The organism is Micromonospora sp. NBC_01638 (genome assembly GCF_045209745.1).
Lineage (GTDB): Bacteria > Actinomycetota > Actinomycetes > Mycobacteriales > Micromonosporaceae > Micromonospora.
This window is the reverse complement of sequence record NZ_CP109273.1, coordinates 3,413,912-3,435,742: the sequence shown is the minus strand read 5'-3', so window position 1 is coordinate 3,435,742 and position 21,831 is coordinate 3,413,912. Positions and strand designations below refer to the sequence as shown.

The 21,831-nt window shown below is 71.3% G+C and carries 24 protein-coding genes; 14 read left to right on the top strand and 10 right to left on the bottom strand.

Features of this window, described 5'->3' with window-relative positions:
* Positions 1-19 precede the first annotated feature (19 nt).
* A complete protein-coding gene (locus OG811_RS16305) occupies positions 20-655 on the bottom strand; it encodes a DUF6642 family protein (RefSeq protein WP_406075371.1) in 636 nt (211 codons plus the stop codon).
* A gap of 304 nt (positions 656-959) precedes the next feature.
* Between OG811_RS16305 and OG811_RS16300 the strand changes: the two genes are divergently transcribed.
* The gene (locus OG811_RS16300; RefSeq protein WP_406075370.1) at positions 960-1,748 is read left to right on the top strand and encodes a D-Ala-D-Ala carboxypeptidase family metallohydrolase; all 789 of its coding nucleotides are present in this window, start codon (positions 960-962) and stop codon (positions 1,746-1,748) included.
* A 102-nt stretch (positions 1,749-1,850) separates the two neighbouring features.
* Here OG811_RS16300 and OG811_RS16295 read toward each other — a convergent pair whose 3' ends face one another.
* From OG811_RS16295 to OG811_RS16285, 3 genes are all read right to left on the bottom strand, one after another.
* Positions 1,851-2,261, bottom strand: a complete 411-nt coding sequence (locus OG811_RS16295) for a hypothetical protein (protein WP_406075369.1) — start codon at positions 2,259-2,261, stop codon at positions 1,851-1,853.
* Positions 2,262-2,419: 158 nt separating this feature from the next.
* Positions 2,420-3,148: a response regulator gene (locus tag OG811_RS16290; protein WP_406075758.1), complete on the bottom strand. Its 729-nt coding sequence runs from the start codon at positions 3,146-3,148 to the stop codon at positions 2,420-2,422.
* Positions 3,127-4,380 carry a sensor histidine kinase gene (locus tag OG811_RS16285; RefSeq protein ID WP_406075368.1) on the bottom strand — a complete coding sequence of 418 codons (1,254 nt, stop codon included), beginning with the start codon at positions 4,378-4,380 and terminating at the stop codon, positions 3,127-3,129. The genes OG811_RS16290 and OG811_RS16285 overlap by 22 nt, the downstream gene beginning before the upstream one ends.
* 132 nt (positions 4,381-4,512) lie before the next feature.
* Here OG811_RS16285 and OG811_RS16280 point away from each other — a divergent pair, with 132 nt between their 5' ends.
* The 5 genes from OG811_RS16280 to OG811_RS16260 all read left to right on the top strand — a co-directional run bounded on the left by OG811_RS16280 (position 4,513) and on the right by OG811_RS16260 (position 8,207).
* A complete protein-coding gene (locus tag OG811_RS16280; RefSeq protein ID WP_406075366.1) occupies positions 4,513-5,409 on the top strand; it encodes an ABC transporter ATP-binding protein in 897 nt (298 codons plus the stop codon).
* The gene (locus tag OG811_RS16275) at positions 5,406-6,206 is read left to right on the top strand and encodes an ABC transporter permease (protein WP_406075365.1); all 801 of its coding nucleotides are present in this window, start codon (positions 5,406-5,408) and stop codon (positions 6,204-6,206) included. The genes OG811_RS16280 and OG811_RS16275 overlap by 4 nt, the downstream gene beginning before the upstream one ends.
* A 2-nt stretch (positions 6,207-6,208) precedes the next feature.
* Positions 6,209-6,958, top strand: a complete 750-nt coding sequence (locus OG811_RS16270) for a hypothetical protein (RefSeq protein ID WP_406075363.1) — start codon at positions 6,209-6,211, stop codon at positions 6,956-6,958.
* A gap of 32 nt (positions 6,959-6,990) precedes the next feature.
* The gene (locus OG811_RS16265) at positions 6,991-7,554 is read left to right on the top strand and encodes an SOUL family heme-binding protein (RefSeq protein WP_406075361.1); all 564 of its coding nucleotides are present in this window, start codon (positions 6,991-6,993) and stop codon (positions 7,552-7,554) included.
* A gap of 113 nt (positions 7,555-7,667) precedes the next feature.
* On the top strand, positions 7,668-8,207 hold the full coding sequence (locus OG811_RS16260) for a DUF1697 domain-containing protein (protein WP_406075360.1): 540 nt from the start codon (positions 7,668-7,670) through the stop codon (positions 8,205-8,207).
* A 36-nt stretch (positions 8,208-8,243) separates the two neighbouring features.
* On the opposite strand, the gene OG811_RS16255 is transcribed toward OG811_RS16260, so the two are convergent.
* Positions 8,244-9,227 carry an MBL fold metallo-hydrolase gene (locus OG811_RS16255; RefSeq protein WP_406075358.1) on the bottom strand — a complete coding sequence of 328 codons (984 nt, stop codon included), beginning with the start codon at positions 9,225-9,227 and terminating at the stop codon, positions 8,244-8,246.
* A gap of 153 nt (positions 9,228-9,380) precedes the next feature.
* Positions 9,381-10,304 (bottom strand): serine hydrolase, encoded by a 924-nt coding sequence (locus tag OG811_RS16250; protein ID WP_406075356.1) that lies wholly within the window; start codon positions 10,302-10,304, stop codon positions 9,381-9,383.
* Positions 10,305-10,355: 51 nt separating this feature from the next.
* On the opposite strand from OG811_RS16250, the gene OG811_RS16245 reads away from it, so the two are divergent.
* A complete protein-coding gene (locus OG811_RS16245; RefSeq protein WP_406075354.1) occupies positions 10,356-11,321 on the top strand; it encodes a LysR family transcriptional regulator in 966 nt (321 codons plus the stop codon).
* Between the two features lie 108 nt (positions 11,322-11,429).
* On the opposite strand, the gene OG811_RS16240 is transcribed toward OG811_RS16245, so the two are convergent.
* The gene (locus OG811_RS16240; RefSeq protein WP_406075352.1) at positions 11,430-11,945 is read right to left on the bottom strand and encodes a GNAT family N-acetyltransferase; N-acetyltransferase; all 516 of its coding nucleotides are present in this window, start codon (positions 11,943-11,945) and stop codon (positions 11,430-11,432) included.
* 246 nt (positions 11,946-12,191) lie between these two features.
* On the opposite strand from OG811_RS16240, the gene OG811_RS16235 reads away from it, so the two are divergent.
* Positions 12,192-13,205 (top strand): ATP-binding cassette domain-containing protein, encoded by a 1,014-nt coding sequence (locus OG811_RS16235; protein WP_406075351.1) that lies wholly within the window; start codon positions 12,192-12,194, stop codon positions 13,203-13,205.
* Positions 13,202-14,059: an ABC transporter permease gene (locus tag OG811_RS16230; protein ID WP_406075350.1), complete on the top strand. Its 858-nt coding sequence runs from the start codon at positions 13,202-13,204 to the stop codon at positions 14,057-14,059. The genes OG811_RS16235 and OG811_RS16230 overlap by 4 nt, the downstream gene beginning before the upstream one ends.
* A 56-nt stretch (positions 14,060-14,115) precedes the next feature.
* Here OG811_RS16230 and OG811_RS16225 read toward each other — a convergent pair whose 3' ends face one another.
* Complete coding sequence (locus tag OG811_RS16225; protein WP_406075348.1) at positions 14,116-17,349, bottom strand: ATP-binding protein; 3,234 nt, start codon at positions 17,347-17,349, stop codon at positions 14,116-14,118.
* Positions 17,350-17,505: 156 nt separating this feature from the next.
* Between OG811_RS16225 and OG811_RS16220 the strand changes: the two genes are divergently transcribed.
* Together OG811_RS16220 and OG811_RS16215 are read left to right on the top strand one after the other, a co-directional pair.
* Positions 17,506-17,958 carry a helix-turn-helix domain-containing protein gene (locus tag OG811_RS16220; protein ID WP_406075346.1) on the top strand — a complete coding sequence of 151 codons (453 nt, stop codon included), beginning with the start codon at positions 17,506-17,508 and terminating at the stop codon, positions 17,956-17,958.
* The gene (locus tag OG811_RS16215; protein ID WP_406075344.1) at positions 17,951-18,319 is read left to right on the top strand and encodes a DUF4180 domain-containing protein; all 369 of its coding nucleotides are present in this window, start codon (positions 17,951-17,953) and stop codon (positions 18,317-18,319) included. The genes OG811_RS16220 and OG811_RS16215 overlap by 8 nt, the downstream gene beginning before the upstream one ends.
* Positions 18,320-18,324: 5 nt before the next feature.
* On the opposite strand, the gene OG811_RS16210 is transcribed toward OG811_RS16215, so the two are convergent.
* Entirely contained in the window at positions 18,325-18,936 is a 612-nt protein-coding gene (locus OG811_RS16210) for a hypothetical protein (protein ID WP_406075343.1), read from the bottom strand.
* Positions 18,937-19,135: 199 nt separating this feature from the next.
* On the opposite strand from OG811_RS16210, the gene OG811_RS16205 reads away from it, so the two are divergent.
* Together OG811_RS16205 and OG811_RS16200 are read left to right on the top strand one after the other, a co-directional pair.
* Positions 19,136-19,831 (top strand): ImmA/IrrE family metallo-endopeptidase, encoded by a 696-nt coding sequence (locus OG811_RS16205; RefSeq protein WP_406075342.1) that lies wholly within the window; start codon positions 19,136-19,138, stop codon positions 19,829-19,831.
* A gap of 578 nt (positions 19,832-20,409) precedes the next feature.
* Entirely contained in the window at positions 20,410-20,631 is a 222-nt protein-coding gene (locus OG811_RS16200; RefSeq protein WP_406075341.1) for a hypothetical protein, read from the top strand.
* A gap of 75 nt (positions 20,632-20,706) precedes the next feature.
* On the opposite strand, the gene OG811_RS16195 is transcribed toward OG811_RS16200, so the two are convergent.
* Positions 20,707-20,835 carry a hypothetical protein gene (locus OG811_RS16195; RefSeq protein WP_406075340.1) on the bottom strand — a complete coding sequence of 43 codons (129 nt, stop codon included), beginning with the start codon at positions 20,833-20,835 and terminating at the stop codon, positions 20,707-20,709.
* Positions 20,836-20,946: 111 nt separating this feature from the next.
* Here OG811_RS16195 and OG811_RS16190 point away from each other — a divergent pair, with 111 nt between their 5' ends.
* Positions 20,947-21,831, top strand: a complete 885-nt coding sequence (locus tag OG811_RS16190; RefSeq protein ID WP_406075338.1) for a fibronectin type III domain-containing protein — start codon at positions 20,947-20,949, stop codon at positions 21,829-21,831.

The following is a 21,831-nucleotide window of genomic DNA, read 5'->3' as shown; positions in this document are numbered from 1 at the left end:
CTACCAGGGCGGCCGCGGGTCAGCCGGGCCGGGCCGCGCGGTGCACCGCCTGAGCCGGCACCCGGGGCCGACCGGCGGGGCGCCAGGCCCGGCCGTTGGCGTAGATCACCCGGAAACCGAGGTACGAGGCGAGCGGCGCCCAGTGCGCCGAGCCCATCCGCAGTTCCGCGGCATTGTGCCGCTGACCGTTGGCCAGCACGTCGAGCAGCACGGTTTCGAAGGCGGCCGATTCGACCCAGTCGACTTCCCGGGTGAAACCGCAGATCAGCGCGGCTCCGGTGACCTCCAGGAACTCGCGCAGCACCGCGTCCGAGGCGCGCAGCACCGAGCAGCTGCCGAAATAGAGTCGGCGTCCCTCGCAGCGGCCGGCCATCAACTCGGCCACCTCGTTCAACTCCACGGACTGCCAGTCGGTGAGGCAGAGCCGGCTCGGCTCGCCGTGCATGGCGAAGAAGCCGACCCGGTGGTCGGCGTACTGCTTGAGCAGCCAGCGGTCCAGGAAGTAGAACAGCTCGTCGCGGGTGGCCGCGTCCTTGTGGATGAAACGGATCTTGCCCAGCCGCTCCAGCAGCTCCAGGGTGGGCAACACGGAGCCCCGCTCGTTGAGGTCCCGGTGCCACTGGCCCTCGATACAGAAGACGCCACCGCGTGCCACGTGCACCTCCGCCAGTCCGCCGCCCGAGGCTGACGTTACCGGCCGCCCATGGCCGAGGAGCATCACCCTCGGTGTGACCGATTGCGACGTTCGGTGTGGTTGCCCGTCGTCGGGGTGATCGGGGGTAAATGGCTGTTTCACAAATCAGCCGAATTCCCAGGCAATACCCAAGGACGCCCAATCGTGAGGACAATTCTCGTTTATTGCCGCCAACCGCACTGATGAGTGCGAGGGTGGAAATCACGGGACGTCTCGGTCGATGTCCTGAAGCCACCCCATTCACTCTCCTATCGGGAGGACTTCTGTGCGCGTAAACACCTTGAAGCGAGCTGCCGTCGCATTCGCCCTGGCGCTGCCCGGGGCAGCAATCGCCACGGTGATCGCCGCACCAGCCGCGCACGCGGACGGCTGCTACACCTGGAACCGCAACCTGTCCCAGGGACGCTCGGGCGACGACGTCCGCCAGTTGCAGATCCGGGTCGCTGGTTGGGCCGGCAATCGGGACATTGTCGAGAACGACGGCATCTACGGACCGAAGACCGCCGCCGCGGTCAAGCGCTTCCAGCAGGCGTACGGGCTGAGCGCCGACGGCATCGCCGGCCCGCAGACCTACGCCAAGCTGTACCAACTCCAGGACAACGACTGCACGCCCGCGCATTTCAGCTACAACGAACTGGACAACGGGTGCGGCGGGAGCGGGTGGAGCGGCGGCCCACTGTCGGCGGCCCAGACCAAGCAGAACGCGCTGCGCACCATGTGGAAGCTGGAGGCGCTGCGCAAGAGCCTCGGCGACAAGCCGCTCAACGTGTCCAGCGGGTTCCGCAGCCGCGCCTGCAACAACCGGGTGGGCGGCGCGTCCGACAGCCAGCACCTGTACGGCAACGCGGCCGACGTCACCTCGCGGACGTCGTCCCTGTGCCAGGTCGCCCGCAGCGCCCGCAACAACGGCTTCAGCGGGATCTACGGGCCGGGTTACCCCGACCACGACGACCACGTGCACGTCGACTCGCGTCGGGAGAACAACAGCGACGGCAGCTCGAACACGACGAGCTGGTCCGCGCCGGACTGCGGAATCGGGGCCGGCAAAGACTGAGTCGGCCGGTCAGAGCGACGTCGGCCCAACGCGGAGGGGGAATCTCCGCGCCGGGCCGACGTCGTGTCGCCCCGGGTCGGGTGGGGCGGAAGGGTATCGCGCTCAGCTCGCCCGGGGCCAGCGCGGCGCGGTGACGGGGGGAGTCACCGGCCGGCCAGCAGCGGTGGGTCGTGCCCCCGGTGGGACGACCCGTGCGGCCTGCTGCCGCGACGGACCGGTCGCCGTGAACGGGAAGGGCACATGCACGAACGGGTTGCCGTGCCGGATCAACGCCTCGATCTGCCGTTCGTTGAGCCCGTGTGTCTCCAGGACCCGCCGCCCCCACCGGTGCAGGCGGCACGGGTAGGAGGCACCGTCGTTGCGGCACAGCGGCCCGGTGGGCCACTCCTCGGCGGTGTGCACGACCACCGCCCGGACCGCGAGCCGGACGTCCTCCGGGGTCAGCGGTGCCGGCATTGGCACCTCACCCAGTACCTGGTCGATGGGATCCGTCGACTGCTCACCAACGCGCACGGCAGGCCTCCCGCAGTTCGGCAGCGGTACGGCGGACCTACCGCACCGACATCCTCGGCCATTGGTACGGCCGGTACCGGACGAAAGTTCAAATCTGGTACGCGGTAGCAGATCCTCCGGCGACAGCACGCGCAACCCGTCGACGGCGCGGCCTCCAGTCAGACGAGGCCGGCGTCGTGCACGAGCAGGGCCACCTGGACCCGGTTGTTCAGGTCGAGCCGGGTCAGCAGCCGGGAGACGTACGCCTTCACCGTCGCCACGCTCATGAACAACTCCCCCGCGATCTCCGCGTTGGTGTGGCCCCGCCCCAGCGCCACCGCCACCTGCCGCTCCCGCTCACTGAGCCCGGTGAGCAGCCGCAGCGCCCGCTCCCGGCGCGGGTCGGGGCCGGCCGGGCCGGGGGTGCCGGCGGTCACGTGGGCGATCAGCGTCCGGGTCACCGTCGGGGAGAGCGTCGCCTCCCCGGCGGCCACCCGACGCACGGCGCGCACGATCTCCGCCGGCGGGGTGTCCTTGAGCAGGAAGCCGGCCGCCCCGGCGCGTAACGCCCGGAGCACCTGGTCGTCAGCGTCGAAGGTGGTCAGCACCAGCACCTCGGGCGGGTGCGGCCGCGCTCGCAGCGCCTCGGTGGCGGTCAGCCCGTCCACCCGTGGCATCCGGATGTCCATCAACACCACGTCCGGGGCGAACGCGGCGACGGCGGCCGGCACCTCGCCCCCGTCGGCCGCCTCACCGACCACGGTCAGGTCCGCCAGGCCGCCGAGGATCATCGAGAGCCCGGCCCGGACCAGCGCGTCGTCGTCCACGATCAGCACGCGCACCGGCGGCACGGCCGGTTCAGGCCCGGCCACGCCGGAAGGCCCCGTCACGCCGACCACGGCAGCCAGGCGGCCAGTCGGAAGTCGCCGGTGTCGTCCCGACCGTAGGCGAGCCGACCGCCGGCCAGCGTGACGCGTTCGCTGATGCCCACCAGGCCGGTGCCGGCGCCCGGCAGTGTGCCGCCGACCGGCGTACCGACCGGCAACCGGTTGCCGATCGCCACGGTCAGCCCGTTGCCCGGCCCACCGGCCACGTCCACGGTGACCGCCGCGCCCGCCGCGTGCTTGCGGGCATTGGTCAGCCCCTCCTGCACGATCCGGTACGCGGCCCGGCCCAGGGCAGCCGGCACCTCCCCCGGGCTGGCGACGCTGTCGCTGACGTTCACCCGCACCCCGGCCGACCGCGACTCGGCGATCAGGGCCGGCAGGTCGGCGAGGGTGGGCTGCGGTGGTTCGGGGGCGTCGCGGTCGTTGTCGCCCTCGGCGCGGAGCACCCCGATCACCTCTCGCAGGTCCTGAAGGGCAGCGTGCGCGCTGCCCCGGATCACTCCGGCCGCTCGGGCCACCTCGTCCGGGGGCGCGTCCGGGCGGAACTCCAGCGCGCCGGCGTGCAGGCTGAGCAGCGAGATCCGGTGGGCCAGCACGTCGTGCATCTCCCGGGCGATCCGGGTGCGTTCGAGGTGGCGAGCCTGGGTGACACGCAGCTGCTGCTCCGCCTCGGCACGTTCGGCCCGCTCCCGCAGCGACACGATCAACTGTCGCCGGGCCCGGACGAACATCCCCCAGGCCAGCACCGCCAGCGTGATCACCACGCCCCAGCTCACGGTGACCCAGTACGGCATGGTCGGATCCGGACGAGTCCAGCTGAAGACCAGGTTGGTGAGGAGACCGGCCCCGGTCACCGCCACCGCGACGGCGGTGCGCCGGTGCACCACCACGGTGAAGTAGAAGATCCCCAGCGGGATGGCGGCCGCCATCGAGAACAGGCTCAACGGCAGGGTGGCCACTGCCAACCCGAGCGGCCACCGCCGCCGCAGCCAGAGCAGCCCGCAGCAGACCAGCCCGACCAGTGCGTCCGCGCCGACCATCCAGTCATGCGGAAGCGGGACCGCCGACTCCGGGTCGGGCGACAGGGCGTCCGCGGTGGCGAACAGCACCCAGAGCAGCCCGAGCAGGAACGCCAGGCTGTCCACCACCCAGTCGCGGGTGGTGCGGCGCGGACGCGCACGCTCAGGCTCGGCCGGCACCACCAGCTCCCCTGGCAGCAGCCAGGGGTGTTCCGGTACGGCGAGGCTGGTCACCACGCCATGCTAGGCAGCCGACCGGCGCCACGACCAGCTACCAAAGTCGAGACCCAGTCGTCGACCAAGGTCGGTGCGGGGCCGACCGGTGGCCGCAGCGGATGGCCGGGCGGCGCGGGCAGGCTCGACCACATGATCACCGTGGAGAACCTCACCAAGCGATACGGGCCACACCCGGCCGTGGACGACGTGTCGTTCCAGTGCGCGCCGGGCACCGTCACCGGCTTCCTCGGCCCCAACGGCGCCGGCAAGTCCACCACCATGCGGATGATCTGTGGGCTCACCGCACCAACCGCAGGCCGCGCCACCGTCTCCGGGCACCCCTATCGGGACCTGCCCAACCCGGGGCGGGAGGTCGGGGTGCTGCTGGACGCCTCCGCGCAGCACGCCGGGCGCACCGGCCGCGAGGCGTTGACGCTGTCCGCGTACACCATGGGGTTGGACCGGAGGGAGGTCGCCGCGAAGCTCGACCTGGTCGGGTTGAACGCGGTGGCCGCCAAGCGGCGGGTGAAGGCGTACTCGTTGGGCATGCGTCAGCGGCTCGGCCTGGCGCAGGCGCTGCTCGGTGACCCCCGGGTGCTGATCCTCGACGAGCCTGCGAACGGCCTGGACCCGGAGGGGATCTTCTGGATGCGCGGGCTGCTGCGCGACTTCGCCGACCGGGGCGGCACCGTGCTGCTCTCCTCCCATCTGCTGCGCGAGGTGGAGGCGGTCGCGGATCGGCTGGTGGTGATCGGGGGCGGCCGGATCGTGGCCCAGGGCGACAAGAACGAGCTGCTGGCTGCTGGCGGAACGATGGTCCGGGCCCGCGACGGCGCGGCGCTGCGCCGGGCGTTGGACGCGGCCAACCTGACCGCCGCCGACAGCGCCGACGGCCTGCTGGTGCAGGCCGACGCCGAGGCGGTCGGCCAGGCCGCCGCCGATGCCGGCGTCGCGCTCGCCGAGTTGCGCCCCGCCGACGGTGGCGGCCTCGAACAGCTCTTCCTCACCCTGACCGCCGGCGAATCCACCAAGGAGGCCGTCCGATGACCACCACCACCACCGCGCCCGCCGTCGGCGCCGTCGCGCCCCGACAGCACATCCCGGTACGCCGCCCGTCACTGCTTCGGCTCACCGTCGTGGAGCTGCGCAAGCTCGTCGACACCCGGGCCGGCCGCTGGCTGCTGATCATCATCGGTCTGGTCGCCGCCGCGATCGTCACCATCCAGTTGATCTACGCGGAGGATGCCGAGCAGACCTTCGTCAACTTCTTCACCCCCTCGCTGCTGCCGGTCGGGGTGCTGCTGCCGGTGCTCGGCATTCTGTCGATCACCAGCGAGTGGTCCCAGCGCACCGCCCTCACCACGTACGCCCTGGTGCCCCGCCGGGAGCGGGTGCTGGCCGCGAAGCTGATCGCCGTGGTGCTCACCTCGCTCGCCTCGGTGCTGGCCAGCCTGGCTGTCGCCGCCGCCGGGACGGCGCTGGCGTCCGCCACCGGCGGCGCGGGCACCTGGCAGATCGACGCGTCGCTGATCCTGAACGCGGCGATCCTCCAGGTCACCAGCGTGCTGATGGGTGCCGCCTTCGGTCTGCTGCTACTCAACCCGCCGTTGGCCATCGTCGGCTACCTGCTGCTGCCCACCATCTGGGGAGTGCTCGGCGAGTTGATCCGGCCCCTGAACGGCCCGGCCAGATGGCTGGACACGAGCCGGACCATGGAACCGTTGTTCAGCAGCGACACCATCACCGGCGAGCAGTGGGGGCGGATGGCGGTGTCCCTGCTGGTCTGGATGGTCCTCCCGCTGGTTGCCGGCCTGGTGCGGACGCTCCGCCGGGAAGTGTCCTGACCATGGATGTCGCCGGCAACAGTCCGCGCACCGTGGTCAGCGGTGGGCCCGTGGAGATGGTGATCATGTGGGGCGGCTTCCCGCTGCTCGGCGCGGGCGCCGGATGGCTCCTCGCGGCGACGACGGGCTGGCTCGCGCGGCTGCCCTGGATGCCGTTCGGAGACCTGATCCAATGGCTGGACCGACTGCCCGAGCCGCAGGCCACCGCCGGCACGATCGCGGTGGGCATCCTGGCCGGCCTGGTCATCGCCGGGATCGGCACCGCCGAACGACTGATCGTCACCGTCGACGCGGCGCAGGTCCGGCTGCGCCGCTCCGACCAGCACCGCACCGTCGCACGGGTCGACGCCCGGGTGGTCTTCCTCGCCGACGGGCACCTGGTGCTGCTCGACGGCGACGGCGCGGAGCTGGTCCGGGAGTCGACGGACCTACCCGCCACCCAACTCGCTGCGGCGTTCCGCACACACGGCTGGGGCTGGGCGGACGACGACCCGCACCGGTCGGCGTACCGGCTGTGGGTGCCCAAGCTGCCCGGCCTGCCCGCCGGGGCGGACGCCCTGCTGCAGGCCCGCGAGCGGGCGGTCCGGAAGGATCGCCACGATGACGCCCGGGAACTGCGCCGGGAGTTGAGCCTGCTCGGGGTGGTGCTGCGCGACGAGGAGAAGCGGCAGTACTGGCGGCTGAACGGACGCGCCGTCACGCCCGGGCAGCAGGAGACGACTTCTGTCGAGCGCGGGCCGGATGGGCGGTAGCGTCTGTCCCAGTAGATCACTGGGAGCGCGCGATGACCGAACAGCAGCCGTACCGGGTGGTGTCTCGACACCCCGGCTTCGAATTGCGTCGTTACCCGGCCCACCTGGTGGCCGAGATGCAGATCCAGGCGTCGTTCACCCGAGCGCCGATCGAGGCGTTCCGGCCGCTGGTCGCGTACATCGGGGGGGCCAACCGGGCCCGACACCCGATCGGTTCGGCCGCACCCGCGATGTCCGCGGCCGGCGGCTCGGAGAAGATCGCGATGACCGCGCCGGTGGTGCAGGTGGAGGGTGAGTGGCCGGGCGCGTACCTGATCCAGTTCGTCATGCCGGCCACCTTCACCGCCGCCACCCTGCCCGAGCCGGTGGACGCCCGGGTGCGGATCCGCGAGATTCCGGCGCAACTGGCGGCGGCGATGCGTTTCTCCGGGCGGTGGACGGAGCAGGCGTTCAGCCAACGGGCCACCCTGCTCGGCCGGTCGGTCACCGCCGCCGGGCTGCAACCCACCGACGCCATCCGGTACGCCCGGTTCGACCCGCCGTGGAAGCCGTGGTTCCTGCGCCGCAACGAGGTCGTGCTGCCCGTCGTGGAGTGAGCATCCTCCGTCGATCTAGGGATTATCGTCGCCAGTTGATCTCCAACAACGACGATAATCCCTAGATCGACGGACGAGAGAGAGGGAGAGGGAGAGGGGAGGGGGAGGACCGCATGAGTCGGTATGTCGCTCTGCTGCGCGGGGTCAACGTCGGTACCACCCGGCTTGCGATGGCGGACCTGCGCCGGATCGTCAGCGACCTCGGGCACGAGGACGTGAGGACGTACCTGCAGAGCGGCAACGTGGCCTTCGGCAGCACCGTGCGGGATGCCGAGAAGCTGGCCGCCGGGATCGAGCGGACGCTCGCCGACGAGCTGGGGTTGACCGTGCCGGTGCTGGTGCGCAGCGGCCGGGAGCTGGCGGCGGTGGCCGGCGGCAACCCGTACGCCGACCGGGAGAACGATCCGACGAGGCTGCTGGTGGCCTTCCTCGCCACCGCCCCGAAAACGTCCACGGTGGACGCGCTGACCGTGCCCGGCGGCGAGAACGTGGCGTTCACGGTGACCGGCCGGGAGGTCTACCTGCACTTCCCCGACGGTGGCTACGGGCGGTCGAAGTTCACCAACGCGTACCTGGAGAAGAAGCTCGGCGTGGTGGCCACCACCCGGAACTGGAAGTCGGTGCGCGCCCTGGCCGAGATGGCCGCCGGCTGACCAGGTGGGGGCCGCACCGGCCCCCACCGAAGCCGGTCAGAAGTGGTACGCGGTCTCGTACTCGGGCACCAGCACCCGGCTGCGCGGCGAGATCCGGCGCACCGCCGCGATCATGTCGTTCAACCGGGTGCGGTCGGTGGGGGCGACGACCGGAGGGTTCTGCAACGGGGTCTCGAAGTTGTCGTAGTGCACCGGCACCACGACCTTCGGGTAGTCGAGGCCGGCCAGCAGCCGGGGCAGGTAGTCGCCGGTGGTCGTGGCGTTCTGCAGGGCCACCATCGCCACGTCGGGCGCCAGCCCGGTGAGGTTCCGCTCGGCGACGTCGCTGGCCCCGGTGAAGTACACCGACGGGCCACCCTCGACCCGCAGCAGGTAGCCCAGCGTGTCGCCCTCCGGCAGGTCCGCGATGGTCGCCGGCTGCGCCGGCTGACTCACCCGCACCCCCGGAAAGGCCAGGGAGTACGAGGGGTTGCGGCTGTGCAGCGAGCCGACCACCTCGACGGTGTGGTCGCCGAAGTCCAGCAGCTCCCCACCCTTCACCGGGCTGAGCTGCGTCGACGGCACCCCGTAGGCCAACCCCAGGTGATACGCGGTCAGCGTGCCGAACACCCGCGCGCCGGTGCGCCCGGCGATGTACGGCACGTCCATGAAGTGGTCCCAGTGGGTGTGCGTGACCAGCACCGTGGTGGCCCGGTCGACGCGCGGATCGATCACGTCGGGGCGCACGGTCAACGGGGTGGCCGTCTTGAACGCGCCGGTGAACAGCCCGGTGTCGATCCGGCTGAGATACGGGTCGACGAGGACGGTCCGGTCCCCGATGTCGACGCGCCAGCCGGCCGTACCCCACCAGCGGAAGCTGACCGCGCCACGGCGTCGGGTGCTCGGCGCGGCTGCGGCGGTTGGCGTCGGTGCGGCGGCCTGGGCCGGGGTGGCGGTGCCGGCGGCGAGGCCACCGGCGGAGACCAGGGCGGTGGTGGCGGCGGCGTCGCGCAGGAAGCGGCGGCGGTCGATACTGGGCATGCGGATCTGCTCCCCGTGGTCGGGCGATTGGTCGAGACGAGCCAACCAGCGCCACCCGGCCCCGGTCCAAGATCGAAGACCGTCGGCTCCGATACGCCACCGCATATCTGGCCTGTTCAACAGGCGTGCGCCGACGCGCGGACGGGTGCGAAATCAGTCGCCGCGCAGCGCCTCGACGGCCGTCCGGGCGGCGTCGCCCATCGCCAGGTCCACGTCGATCCGGCGTGGGGCCAACTCGTCGGCGCGGGCGAAGACGGCGATGGCGTACCGGCCACCATCGGGGTATTCGGCGACCCCGGCCTCCAGGTGCAGCCCGGGCAGGGTGCCGGTCTTGCCGGAGACCCGGACGCCGGGCGGGAAACCGGCGGCCAGCCGGGTCCAGAAGATCTGCTGGGCCATCCAGGTACGGACCATCGCGCAGGCCGCCGCCGGCCCGGCCTCGCCCCGCCAGATCAGCGTGAGCAGGCGAGTGATCTCCCGGGCGGTGCTGGACGTGGTGTGCGCGGGATCGAAGACACGCATCGCCCTGATCCGGTCTGCTGGCAGCGTGGGGAAGATCCGGGCGAACTCCGCCTCGGTCCGCGCGCCCACGTCGGCGAGCATCATCTCGACCAGCTCCCGAGGACCGCCGAGGACGCGGGTACGGGTCAGCCCCAGCTCGGCGGCGAGCATCGGCAGCAGGTCCGGGCCGACCTTGCGCAGCAGCAGGTCGGCGGCCGTGTTGTCGCTGACCGACATGGCGAAGTACGCGAGGTCACGCAGCGACACCTCGGCGTCGTCGGTGCAGCCGGCCAGGCCCCACCCGCCGAGCCGGTCGGCGGCGGTGACCAGGACCCGTTCGGTCGGGTCCAGCTGACCGGCCTCGACCTGCCGGGCGAACTCCAGCACCAGCAGGATCTTGAAGATCGAAGCGATCACCACCTGCTCGTCGGCCCGCACCCCGACCGCCCGACCGCCGTCGGCCGGCTCGTCACTCGCTCCTGTGCTCAGGTCCACGGCGTCCAGGTCGACGACGTGCAGGCTCGCCGTCACCCCGGCGGCGGCGAAAATGGCCTCGATGCGCTCCCCCACGTCCACCCCGGCACGGTATCCAGCGGCACCCTGCCCGCGCTGGCGTAGGGTCCGGCCGTGGACCTGCTCCGGCACCTGCGGCACTTCGTGGTGGTCGCACACGAGCTGCACTTCGGGCGGGCCGCGGAGCTGCTCGGGATGGCCCAGCCGCCCCTGAGCCAGTCGATCCAACGGCTGGAGCGGGAGCTGACGGTCGAGCTGTTCGACCGGTCCCGCCGTCAGGTACGCCTCACCACCGCCGGGGAGTTGCTGCTCGGCGAGGCGGAGGACCTGCTCGCCGGTGAGGGTCGGCTGCGCAACCTCATGGGCCAGGTGCGGGCGGGTGAGCTGGGCGTACTGCGGGCCGGTGTGCCGCCGGAGACGCCCGCGGTGACGCTGCGCGCGCTGCTGGACGGGCTCACCACCCGGGCAGCCGGCCTGGACGTGGAGCTGCACGAGCTGACCACCGCCGAGCAGGTGCGGATGCTCGCCGAGCGGACCCTGGACGTGGGGCTGGTGCATCACCCGGTGTCGGCGGACGGGCTGCGCTTCGGCGCCCCGGTCGACGTACCCCTGGGGGTGCTGCTGCCGCGCACCTCGCCGCTGGCCCGCGACCGTGAGGTGGCGCTCGCGTCGCTGGCCGGTCTGGATCTGGTGGCCGCGCCCCGGGCCACCGCGCCCGGCTGGCACGACCACCTGCTGGCGGTGTGCCGGCAGCACGGTTGGCGCCCGGCGCGGGTGCGCCCGGCCCGCAACCCGGAATTCCTGTTCGGGCTGGTGCTGGCCGGTGGCGCGGTGGCCGTGGAACCAGCGACGGTGGCACGACGGGAGCCCCGGATGGCCTGGCGGCCGATCGCCGAAGCACCGCTGGAGAGGCGCACCTCGGCGGCCTGGCCGGACCGGTCGGCACACCCGGCCGCGTCGATGTTCGGGCAGCTCGCCGCCGAGGTGTTGGCCGACACCGAGCCCGGTACGCCCGCGCCAACCGCCACGTCGGTCCCGGCGGCACGGCCCTGGCCGGTGCTGTTCGACACGACCGGGTGAACGGTCACCCCGGCGGGCATGTCTTCAGCGAGCGTGATGCCTCAGGGGCATCTTGATGACTGTGCGGCATCGCGCTGTTTCGGATCCGTCTCCCCGCCGCGCCCGCCCTCAGCCCTCGGTCGGTGGGGCGGTCAGGTCGAGCTGCCAGTCGTTGGCGCGCATCATCTGCCCCGGCGGATACTCGAAACCCGTCTCGCCGAGCAGCGTGAAGCCGGCCTTGCGGCAGACCGCGTTCGAGGCGGGATTGTCGACCGAGGGGTAGGCGTGGGCGTAGTGCCGGTCCCGCCGGGCGCGGGCCACGTCGACGACCGCACGCACCGCGACGGTGGCCAGCCCCTGCCCCCGGTACGCGGGCAGCACCGCCCAGCCCAGCTCGTACACCGGTTGCTCGCGCCACTCGCGGGCCCAGTAGCCGACGCTGCCCGCCCGCGCGCCGTCCGGCAGCACCAGCGTGAACATGCAGCCCTGCCCGGTGTCGGCGAAGTGCACATACCGGTCGTGCCGGGCGAGCACCTGCTCGTCGGTCTCCGGGCCACCGGTGTGCCTGCGGGTGTCCGGTGAGTTGAGCTGCCGCAGCAGGTCGAGGTCGTCCTCGTGCCACGGTTCGATGCGCACCTGTGCCATCCCACTCCCCTGTTCGTCGACCCCAGTCAAGCCGACCCCACCGACATTCCGCCCCCAAACAGCGCCGCTAGATCAGATCTAGCGGGCGGCCGGCGCCGCCTCGCGCCTTGAGAATGGGAGGCGGTCGGCTTCGTGTCGTACGGCTGCCGGTCCACCGGCCTGCACGCGGTCCACCAGCTGCGCGACGTCTTCACCGCAGTGCACCGACGAGCTGCGCCGCAATTCGTCTGACGGAAGGTAAGGATCATGAGTAGACGCACCACCGGCCTGGCCATCGAGGCCGAGGGGCTCACCCGCTCGTTCGGGGAGACCCGGGCGCTGGCCGGGATCGACCTGCAGGTGCCCGCCGGCACCGTCTACGGCCTGCTCGGCCCGAACGGGGCGGGCAAGACCACCGCCGTCCGGGTGCTCGCGACGTTGCTGCGCCCCGACGGTGGCTCGGCGCGGGTCTTCGGGCACGACGTGGTCACCGAGGCCGACAAGGTCCGGTCCCGGGTCAGCCTCACCGGCCAGTACGCCTCGGTCGACGAGGACCTGACCGGTACGGAGAACCTGGTGCTCCTCGCCCGCCTGCTCGGCCTGCGCAAGCCGGCCGCCCGTGAGCGCGCGGCTGCCCTGCTCGCCGCATTCGGTCTGACCGAGGCGAGCGACCGCCAGGTTAAGAAGTACTCGGGTGGGATGCGGCGGCGCATCGACATCGCCGCGAGCATCGTCAACACGCCCGACCTGCTCTTCCTCGACGAGCCGACGACCGGTCTCGACCCGCGCAGTCGCAATCAGGTGTGGGAGATCGTCCGGGCCGTGGTGTCGCACGGCACGACCGTCCTGCTGACCACTCAGTACCTGGACGAGGCCGACCAGCTCGCCGGGCGGATCGCGGTCGTCGACCACGGCCGGGTGATCGCGGAGGGCACCCCGGGCGAGCTGAAGTCGTCGGTCGGATCCGGCACCGTCCACCTGCGACTGCGTGATCCTGGGCAGCGGCCCGAGGCGGAGAAGGTGCTCCGGGAGGCGCTCGACGTGCCGGTGCAGCTCGAAGCCGACCCGGTGGCGTTGACCGCCCGGGTCGGTGAGGCCGGCACCGACCTCGACGCCAGCGCCCAGGCCGCTCGAGCGCTCGGCGACCTGGCCCGTGCCGGCATCGTCGTCGACAACTTCTCCCTCGGTCAGCCGAGCCTGGACGAGGTCTTCCTGGCTCTGACCGATCACCCCGCCGTGCCGGCCGACGAGCGCGACGACGAGCTGGAGGCAGCCCGATGAGCAACGTCACGACCACCGCGACCGAACGGGCGCCGTCCGTCTACGTCCCGTCCGCCGAGGCACTGGCGACCGTGCTCGCGCCCGGTTCCCGACCGCCTCGACCGAGCGCGCTGGGCGCGTCGCTCACCTTCGGATGGCGGGCCATGCTGAAGATCAAGCACGTGCCGGAGCAGCTCTTCGACGTGACCGCGTTCCCGATCATCATGGTGCTGATGTTCACGTACCTGTTCGGCGGCGCCCTCGCCGGCAGCCCGCGCGAATACCTGCAGTTCTTCCTGCCCGGCATCATGGTGACCAGCGTCGTGATGATCACCATGTACACCGGCGTCGGCCTCAACACCGACATCGAGAAGGGCATCTTCGACCGGTTCCGGACGCTGCCCGTCTGGCGCCCGGCCGCCCTGGTCGGCATGATCTTCGGCGACGTGCTGCGCTACATCCTCGCCGCCCTGGTGATCCTGGGCCTGGGGCTGGTGCTCGGGTTCCGGCCCGAGGGCGGGGTGGTCGGCGTTGCCGCCGGAATCGGGCTGTTGGTGGTCTTCTCGTTCGCGTTCTCCTGGGTGTGGACGTTCTTCGGGCTGATCCTGCGCAGTGAGAAATCGGTGATGGGGGTCAGCATGATGGTGCTGTTCCCGCTGACGTTCCTCAGCAACGTCTTCGTCGAACCGAGCACGATGCCCGGCTGGCTCCAAGCGTTCGTGAAGGTCAACCCGGTGACGCAGCTGGTCGCCGCGATCCGCGGCGCGATGAGCGGCGAGTCCGACCCGTCCGCCACGATGTGGCTGCTGCTGTGGAGCGCAGGATTCGTGCTCGTCTTCGGCACGCTGACCATGTACAAGTACAACCGCCGCTGACCCCGCACTGACCGACGGGTGCCGCCCACGGCTGTGGTGGCGCCCGTCGGTCGGTCTCAGAGGCGCCAGGGTGGTGGGGTCGGTGGTTGGTAGCGGCAGGTGTTGCCGGTCGAGACGGAGTCGCGTAGGTGGCTGGCGAGGGCCGGGTGCCGCTCGTCGAGCTTGCGCAGCGTGTCCCGGATCCGCGCGGTCACCGTCTTGCGGGCCCGCTCGGCCTCGTCCCCCAGGCGGCGGCTCCGACCGGCCAGCCCCGCTGCGGCACGTAGCTCGTCGAGCAGTGCACCCCGCTCGGCATCCAGGGTGGACACCTTTCGGTCGTCGTCGCGCGCGGCAGCCCGGTCGATCTCCTCGTCGAGGCGTGCCAGGTGCCGCCGGTAGCGGGCCTTCGCCTCGTCGTCGAGGACCGGGTCGGCGCCCATCCTGCGGGCGGCCACCAACTCCGGGCCGGCGGCCGGGTCGAGCAGCTCGACCGAGGGCACGTCGCTGCCCGGCCGGCTCAGCAGCAGATGCAGGTCGTGCAGGCCCTTGGCGTCGGGCAGGTGCACCACGACACCGTCGTACGCGAGTTGCCAGACCGGCCCGTCGCGCCGAAACTCGTATCCCTCGATCGCCAGCGCGACCGGCGTGACCTGGACGGGTGCGGCGGGCACGGCTGCGTCGGTGGGGGTTGGGTCGGCGAGCCGGTGGAGCACCTGCGTCATGCCGAGAGCGGTAGCTTCCTGGGCGGTGGTGGCGCGCAGCACGGTCAGTGCCACGGCGTCGCCCGGGTGGCCCCGGCCGGCGAGGGCGTTCGCGAGGCCTGCGCGGGCGATGAGCGACCAGGGTCGGGAGCCCAGCCGGTCGGCGGAATCGCGGGCGGCCGTGAAGCCGGCGATGGCGTCGTCCCAGCGTTCCTGGGCGGCGTCGATCAACGCCAGCCAGTGGTCGACGGGGCCGCTGATGTCGCAGCCGAAGAGCCCCACCGTCCACTCGCCACGGTGCGCGGCGAGTGCGGCCCGCGCGGCGGCGCAGCGCTGCGGGTCAGCGGACGCGGCGGCGACCTGCGCGCGCAACCGCAGCCAGAGCGGCGACACCGGGCGCGGGTACCGGATGTTGGCGGCCTCGATGCCGGCGGTCAGTCGGATCGCCGTCTCGTCGTCGCCACGTTCTGCCGCGGTGATCGCCCGGAGCAACTCCTGGTAGGGGTAGTCGATCGGGGCCAGCCCGTCCAACAGGGTGTCGGTCTCGGCGAACCGGCCCTGGAGCAGCAGCCGGGACCAGCGCAGGTGATGGCCCATGAACCCGAACTCGGCATGGCTCGGGTCGGCGACGTCGGTGAGATCGGTGAACCGCTCGTCAGCCGCGGTGAAGTCACCCCGGAAAGCCGCGATGATTGCGCTGTCGACCGCGGCCGCCATCCGGTATCGGGTGAGGTCGCCCTGCCGATCCGCGTTGACGAAGGTGGTGAACTCCTCGATGAAGCCGGGGTCGCCCAACTCCAGCAACGCCACCCAGCGCAGGGAGGTGGCCCACAGCTCGGTCTCCCGGTCTGACGTCCGGCGGGCCACGTTCCGGATCTCGGCGGTCAGCGCGGCACGGGCCGCCGCGGTGCCCAGGCCCCATGTCGTGTCGTGGCGGGCCCAGAGGCTGAAGGTGAGCGCCTCGTCGTCCTGCCCCCGACGGGCGATCGTCTCGGTTGCGGTGATCAGGTCGGCGACCAGCGTGCCGACCGACGCGTCGGCGTCCGGTTCGCCGATCAGCCGCCGGTACGCCTCGCGCACCAACTCCGCCGCCTCGATCGAGAAGGCGATCTCGACCTGGCGGGCGCGGTTGACGATGAGGGCGACGCGGGCCAGCAGCACCGGGTCGTCGAGTGTGCGAGCCAACGCTCCGGCCTCGGTGAGCAGTGCGGTGGCTTCTTCTCGGCCGGCGTGGTGATATTGCGCCTCACCGAACTCGATGAGGATCCGCACTCGTTGCTCCCGGTCGTCGACGACCTCCAGCGCCCGGCGGAAGTGCACCGCCGCCTCGTCGGCGGCCAGCCGGACAAACGCGTCCCGCCCGGCGGCGACCAGCAGCGTGGCCACCCGGGCCCGGTCGAGCGCGGGCCCGGCGAGGTAGGCGTGGCGGGCGAGGTCGGCCGGGATCAGCCGGTCGGTGAGCTCCCGCAGGTCGTCGACGACCCGCACGACCATGCCGTGCCGCGCCTGCCGGTCGTCGTCGGTCAGCCCGTCGTAGAGGGTCTCCCGGACCAGGTCGTGGGCGAAGGCGAACCGGCCATCGCCCCGGGCGACCACCAGCCGGGCGGTCATTGCACGGTCGAGCAGCCGGTCGACCTGCGCCACCGGGGCGGCCACGCAGGCGGCGAGGACCTGTCGGTGGAACTCGCGACCCAGCACGGCGGCGACGGTGAGCGCCTCGACCACAGCCGGGGGTAGCTGGGCCAGGCGGCGCCGGACCGCTTCCCGTACGCCGGGTGCGATCGTGCCGGCCGCGTCGTCGGCGTGCCACAGCCGGGCGGTCTGTTCGATGAAGAACGGGTTGCCGCCGGTACGCCGGTGCACCTCGTCGACCAGGCCGGCGTCGGGTTCCCGCCCGGCGGTCCGTGCCATCAGTGCGGCCACCTCGTCCCGGGAGAGGCCGGTGAGGGTGATCGTGGTGGCCTTCGCGACCAACGGCATCAGTAGTGGGCGCAGCGGGTGCTCACCCGAGTCGACCTCGGCGTCGCGGTAGGTGCCGATCAGTAGTAACCGCTCGAACCAGGTGTGCTGGGCGGTGAAGCGCAGCAGCCGCAGTGAGGCCGGGTCGGCCCAGTGCAGGTCGTCGAGGACGACCACGACCGGCCGGTGCTGGGAGACCGCGACCAGCGCGGCGGTCACCGCGTCGTACAGTGCGAACGCCTCACGGTCGGCGACGTCCCCGCCCGTGTCGACGCCGGCCCAGTTGGCGGTGCGATTGGCCTGATCGCCGCCGGTGTCGGCCTCGCCGAGCAGGGCCGCGAGGGCGGGCTCCGCCGACTGCCGCGCCACCGCCCAGTCGTCGGCGGAGCGCCGCAGGCCGCGCAGCACCTGCACCCATGGCCAGTAACCGGGGGCGCTGTCGGAATCCCAGCAGGCGGCGCCGAGCACCAGCGCACCGCGCTGCCGGGCCTCCCGCGCTGCCGACGTGACGAGGGTCGTCTTGCCGATGCCGGGCTCGCCGGTGACCAGCGCGAGACCGCCATGGCTGGTGGCGGCGCGATCCAGCTCGGCGCGCAGCAGGCCCGCGGGGTGATCCCGCCCGATGATCGCGTCGCCGCGCCGCGCGTCCATGGTTTCCAGACGGTACTGGACTCCTCCGACACGATCTCGACGTTGGGGTCCGCGAGGGTAGGGCAGGTGTGCTGAGCGCCCTTTGGAGCTGATGTCGTAAACGAATCAGATCTTATCCTTCCGTAAACTTCCCTATTGGGTGTAGGTTAGGGAGCGATGAAGGAAGAAATGCACTCGGTCGAACAGGTCGCCGACCGGCTGGGGCTGCACGTGCGCACGGTGCGCGGCTACATCCGCTCCGGCCGGCTGCGGGCGGTGCGGATCGGCAAGCAGTACCGGATCGCCGCCAGCGATCTCGACGCGCTCACCGGTCAGGCTCCAGCCGCCACCCGCGTCAGTGGGCACGCGGAGGTGTCGAGCATCGTGCAGATCGACGGCGTCGACCGGGCCGCCGCCGACCGGCTCGGCACGCTCATGCTCGCCAGCGCCAACACCAGCCACGACCAGGCAAATCCACTGCGGGTGCAGACGGTGCACGACGAGGAGCGTTGCCGCATGAAGATCATCATTCTGGGTGATCCCGCCTCCACCGCCGAGCTGCTGCACCTGCTCGACGCTGTCCTCAACGCCGACAACGGCCTGCTCGGCCGGGAGGTCCACGATGCCTGACGAGATCCAGGAACGCGCCGGGGTGCCGGTGCTGGTCTGCGACCCTGCCGGCCCACCGGTGGCCACCGAGCAGGACGCGCTGGACCTGATCGGCGCGGCGTTCCTCGGTGCCCAGGTGGTCGCCATGCCCGCCAACAGATTCGACGAACGCTTCTTCTCGCTGGGCACCCGCTTCGCGGGCGACGTGATGCAGAAGTTCGTCAACTACCGGCTGCGGCTGGCCGTCGTCGGCGACATCTCGGCGCAGCTCGCGGAGAGTTCCGCGTTGCGCGCCCTGGTGTACGAGTCGAACCAGGGCGGGCACATCTGGTTCGTCCCCGACCTCGACGCGCTCGACACCCGCCTGCGCGCTGCGCGGTAGCAACCTCACCGGTCGTGGACCACCGCGTCCGCCTCGATCCCCCTGGCCTGGGCCTGCTCGGCCGCCCAGCGCAGATAGGCCAGCCACTCCTCGGATGACCACCCGTTCTGGCGGCCGACGCCGGCCTCGGCGGGGAGTTGGCTGGCCACGACACGGTCGAGGATCAGGGGCTGCACACCGCCCGCCCCTCGCCGGTAACCGACGAAGTAGAGGACCTTCGTGAACAAACCCGGCCCCAACCACGGCAGGAGAGCGTGGTCGGGGTCGCGGAACCGGCGGTACGCCGTCCGCAACGCGTCCTCGTCGGGTGCTGACGCCGACACCTCCGTGAGCGCGTGCGCCAGGCGCTTGCCGTCCGGGTCGGCGCCGAGGGACCTGGTGGCACGCCACGGGCCGTACCCGATGGGTCCGTAACCCCAGATCAGCACGGCGGCCAGCAGTTGCCGTGGGCTCGCGGAGCCGGCCCGGTATGCGTCGGCCACCGCGAAGATGTCGCGCCGCCAGATCTCGCCGCTCGCCGGAAGACTGTCGGGCCACGCGTCCGGCGGCAGCCCCGCCCGCCACCGGTCCACCTGCACGGTGACCGGGCTCCGCTCTCCCAATATTGGTCTACGCATGGTTGCCTCCCTCACGTCTCGGAGCGGCCCGTCGCACGTGGGGATCTCCGTAGCCCGAACGCTATTGCTGGGTGCTTCCATCGACTGACCGGTGCCGCCATGTCGGGGTATCGACGGGCGGAAATCACCGTTCGATTTCGTAGTGTCGATTCGCTGGGGTCGAGACGTAGAGCATGGGTCAGGTGTCCGACGTGTGGACGTGTTGGAACTGATCCGGCTCGCGACCGCGCTCGACGTACCCATTGATCACCTGCTTCAGCGACGACCAGCGGTGATCTCGCGTCGCTCGGAGGTTATCGCCGAGGACAACGACACAGACGTGGCGAGGCGTTCTCAACGACTGGAGATCACACTCGCCTCCTGGCTGAGGGACGTCCGCCAACTCCTTGACGCCGGCACCCTCACCCTCGTCCGTCCCGTCCAGTACGAAGGCAGTGTCACCTCGGACGAGGATGCCCGCGCTGCTGCTCGATGGCTGCGCGACGTGCGAGGCATTGGCACGGAGCCGATTGACACCCTGATGGACTTCTGCGAGCGCAGCGGTCAGTACGTCCTCATCAGTGACCTGCCGGGCGAAGGCGCATCAATGGTGGACGGGGACCTGGCGGTGTCGGTCGTCAGCCTCGAAGGAGATCCGGGTCGACGTCGAGCTACCGCCGCCCACGAACTGGGCCACCTGGTTTTGGGCGACGAATACTCCAGTGATCTGGCGGTCCATGTGTCCCGCGCCGATCGGGAAAGCCTGATCAACGCCTTCGCCGCCGAACTACTCCTTCCGATCGCCGCGTTCGGCGATGTCACCAGCCGCCCAGCCTCGCGGGAAGATCTGATCCGGTTCACCGCGCGCTACCGCACGTCGTGGTCGCTCGCGGTGCGCCAGGCGGAATGCGCTTGATGGCTCGATGTGTCATCCGTACGCTGGAGCCGAACCACGCCAACCCGGGCGGAGATCATGGACGCGGTTGGCTGGGCTCCGCAGCCTGATCTCGACGCCATTCGTGTACCACCGGGTTATCGCACGCTGTCATGGAGACATGGCGCCGTTCCCTCATCTCGGACGCCCGCGCGGTCGAACTCCTGCATGGCCAGATCGGGCTGGATGACCTGCCCGCGCGTGATGAGACAGACCTGACACCGTGAGCAACGCAGCTCTGGATTGCGAGCCGCTGCTCGTCTTCGACACGACCGTGCTGCACCATTTCGCCCTCGCCGACCGGCTCGACCGAAGTCAACGTCGGTGCCATCATCGACGCGCTACGCGAGACACAGCACCGACTGCCGTGCACCGGGGCGGAGTTTCCCGCATACGCACGAAAGGCCGGGCTGCTCCAGCTCAGCCGTCCCCCCTACATTCCGGGCCCGACGCGGCCGCCGACCATCCACCAGGTCTAGTAGGTAATGCCCCTGCTCCTGCCGCCACCGAGCCCACCGGGCTTCATGACTAGCCGCCCGGCGATCGGGTACGCGCGATGCATGGGTAGCCACAAGCAGAACAAACACGACAGCGGCGGCGAGTCGGCGCGAGGCCGGCGACATCCGGGCAGCGGCGCTCACGGCCGCCAGGGCTCAACCATGGAGCACTCGCCCGACCAACGGCACCGCCGTACCGCGACCGGCCCGGCCGGCACCGAAGGCGACCTGGGGCGGGCCAAGACTTCGGGCGACGGGCGGATCCAGCGCCAGGGCGGCTCCTGACCGGCTCCTGACCGACCAGTCAACGGTGTCGCCGCCCCGCGCGTTCGCGGGGCGGCGACACCGGATGAGGGGTTGTTACGCCGTCGCGCAGATGGCGTACGCCATGTCGGACCAGTTCCCGGCGAACGCGTCCTCCTCGTACGCACCCGAGGCCGCCGAAGTCGGGGCGGTAGCGGGACCACCGTTGGGGCGGAAGTCGTCCACGATGCCCTCGCCAAACCGACTACGTCGTGTAGCGGGTCACGGGCGCGGACCTTAGCCGAGATATTGATAGTTGGCTATTATTTTCGAGTGCGCGGCCCTAGCATTCGCACTATGCGTGCTCGCCGTGTCACCGCCGCCGTCGTCCTCGCCGCGCTGGCGAGCCTGCTCGCCGTCAACGCCGCACGCGCCGGCGGTCCGGCTATCAGCACCCCCGGCAGCCCAACAGTGGTGGCCAACCAACCACACCAGCTCACCCTCAGTTGGGCACCCTCCACCTGGGTCGGCGATCCGGCCGCCGAGCAGCCGATCAACTACGAGGTGCAGGTGCCGCTGGGCCCCAACACGTACCGCTGGCTCGGCACCACGCTCGACACCACGATCACGCTGACCGACCTCGCGCCCGGCACGACGTACCGGATCGCGGTTGCCGCCCGCGCGCTCGGCGGCTACTCCGACAGCTCGCCTGCCACCACCGTGCGCACCGCCAGCGGCCGCGCGACGGTCAGCTACCTCAATCTCGACTGGGCCCCGACGAACAACCAGATTCAGCACGTCCTCCGGGTCACCAACACCGGCACCGGGCCGCTCGACCTGAGCACGGTGCGGGTGCGCTACCACCTGCGCTTCGAGGGCGGCAACACCTCGCTGGTGCCGAACTGCGACTGGGCCGCACTGGGCTGCGACCGGATCCGGCAAACCGTGCAGTTCTTCCTCCCACCGGGTGGGCCGCCCGGATTGACGACGCCGGCGCCGCCGGGCTACCCGATCCCGGGCACCGCGGCCCCCGGCTGGGTTGAGCTGACCTTCACCAACGGAGTGCTCGATCCTGGCGCGTCGACCGGGCCGATCCAGCTACGGCACCACCGGCACAGTTGGAGTGACATCGACGAGCGCGACGACCCGAGTTGGCTTCAGGCCACCGGGCAGTGGACCGAGAACGGGCGGATCACGCTCGACGTCGACGGGGTACGAGAGTTCGGCGACACGAACGCCTGA

Bases quoted from the DNA above. Each gene is read 5' to 3' on its own strand.
- OG811_RS16215 (WP_406075344.1), top strand. From the start codon at position 17,951: ATGCCTGACGAGATCCAGGAACGCGCCGGGGTGCCGGTGCTGGTCTGC.
- OG811_RS16230 (WP_406075350.1), top strand. From the start codon at position 13,202: ATGAGCAACGTCACGACCACCGCGACCGAACGGGCGCCGTCCGTCTAC.
- OG811_RS16260 (WP_406075360.1), top strand. From the start codon at position 7,668: ATGAGTCGGTATGTCGCTCTGCTGCGCGGGGTCAACGTCGGTACCACC.
- OG811_RS16210 (WP_406075343.1), bottom strand. From the start codon at position 18,936: ATGCGTAGACCAATATTGGGAGAGCGGAGCCCGGTCACCGTGCAGGTG.
- OG811_RS16255 (WP_406075358.1), bottom strand. From the start codon at position 9,227: ATGCCCAGTATCGACCGCCGCCGCTTCCTGCGCGACGCCGCCGCCACC.
- OG811_RS16240 (WP_406075352.1), bottom strand. From the start codon at position 11,945: ATGGCACAGGTGCGCATCGAACCGTGGCACGAGGACGACCTCGACCTG.
- OG811_RS16225 (WP_406075348.1), bottom strand. From the start codon at position 17,349: ATGGACGCGCGGCGCGGCGACGCGATCATCGGGCGGGATCACCCCGCG.
- OG811_RS16280 (WP_406075366.1), top strand. From the start codon at position 4,513: ATGATCACCGTGGAGAACCTCACCAAGCGATACGGGCCACACCCGGCC.
- OG811_RS16235 (WP_406075351.1), top strand. From the start codon at position 12,192: ATGAGTAGACGCACCACCGGCCTGGCCATCGAGGCCGAGGGGCTCACC.
- OG811_RS16200 (WP_406075341.1), top strand. From the start codon at position 20,410: ATGGGTAGCCACAAGCAGAACAAACACGACAGCGGCGGCGAGTCGGCG.
- OG811_RS16275 (WP_406075365.1), top strand. From the start codon at position 5,406: ATGACCACCACCACCACCGCGCCCGCCGTCGGCGCCGTCGCGCCCCGA.
- OG811_RS16265 (WP_406075361.1), top strand. From the start codon at position 6,991: ATGACCGAACAGCAGCCGTACCGGGTGGTGTCTCGACACCCCGGCTTC.
- OG811_RS16190 (WP_406075338.1), top strand. From the start codon at position 20,947: ATGCGTGCTCGCCGTGTCACCGCCGCCGTCGTCCTCGCCGCGCTGGCG.
- OG811_RS16270 (WP_406075363.1), top strand. From the start codon at position 6,209: ATGGATGTCGCCGGCAACAGTCCGCGCACCGTGGTCAGCGGTGGGCCC.
- OG811_RS16220 (WP_406075346.1), top strand. From the start codon at position 17,506: ATGAAGGAAGAAATGCACTCGGTCGAACAGGTCGCCGACCGGCTGGGG.